General features: G+C 44.3%; 1 protein-coding gene. It reads left to right on the forward strand.

From position 1 onward, the window contains the following. Positions 1-123: 123 nt before the first annotated feature. A partial coding sequence (locus tag ACM0OS_RS28895) for a DUF3991 domain-containing protein (protein ID WP_414546606.1) occupies positions 124-1,351 on the forward strand: 1,228 nt, incomplete at its 3' end.

Raw genomic sequence — 1,351 nt, forward strand, 5'->3', positions numbered from 1 at the left:
AAGATATAAGTATTTTAGCGATCGCTCTTCTCTTAAAAACTTTTTGGTTTACTGAGTAAAGCCACACATACCAAAATTAAGGAATATTACCAAGCAGTTAACAGTCAACCTTTGAGTTTGGAATTGGCACGATTAGCACCCCAGCCTGGAGAAACGGCACAGCAATTATATAAACGCATTCAGGATGACCCAGTGATTCAACAACTTGAGCATCAGTTAGCGGATCGTCAACGTGCTATCGAACATGAGCGATGGGCGCATCAAAGCGCGATCGCTAGTGAAAAACTCAGGCAAAAACTGGAAGCAGAAAACTTAATGCTGCAACAGCAAAAACAACTCCTGCACGACTTACCCTTGGAGGATGTGGCTTGGGAGTTAGGATTAGACCGTGACCATCAGCAGCCGGGGATTTGGAGGGGTCACGGACACATCATCAATATCAATGATTGCAAATTTTATGAGTTTGCCCCCATCAAAGCTTTTGGAGTTGGAGAGGTACAGCAGATAGAGAAAGAATTATTGTTCAACAACGCCCTATCCTCAAATGCTTCCCCTAGACTGTTCAACGGTAGTACCGCCATTGAATTAGTGATGCACGTTAACCAATGTGATGATCAGCAAGCTTACACATGGCTGCATGATAATTTTGGTGAAATCGGGGTGAAGAGGGCAATCATCGCCCAATTTCGCAAAATAGCTACTGAAATTGCCCAGTTTGAACCCAGACCCAAGTTTGTCCCGCCAGCAGCAGACGAGCGCCAATGGCAAGCAGTACATAATTACCTGACCCAGAACTGTGGAATACTACCCAATTTTGTGCAAGCCGTTCATGAGCAAGGTTTAGTTTATGCTGACGAGCAACAAAACGCCGTGTTTCTCATCCGGGATCTGGACGGTGAAACCAAAGGTGCATTTTCGATGAAAACAAGAGGAGAAGGTCAAGGATATGTGACTCTAAGCAAGCGCACTGAAGGATGGTTTCACTTCAAACTGGGACAACCACCAAAGGGGGAAATTCAAAAAGTTGTGTTGTGTAAATCACCCATTGAGGTACTTTCATTGGCTAGTCTGTCCATCATTGAAAAGCAAGGAAATCCAGAGCGAACAATGTACATGGCAGTAGATAGCCATAAGAGTCTACCCGTGGATTTTCTCAGCACTGTTGCTCATGTAGAAGTTGCCCATCCCAATGATGAGTTTGACAGTGAAACGGTGCGAATCATCATGGAACAGTTACATCACGCCCAGCGAGTTAAACCTAAAGGTAAAGACTGGAATGACACGCTGTGTACCAGGAAGCTTAGTGGTGCAGAAAACTTTTTGGAGTCTCAAGTTGAAAAAACAGTAACAC

This window comes from Nostoc sp. CCY0012, assembly GCF_963920855.1.
GTDB lineage: Bacteria > Cyanobacteriota > Cyanobacteriia > Cyanobacteriales > Nostocaceae > Cyanocohniella.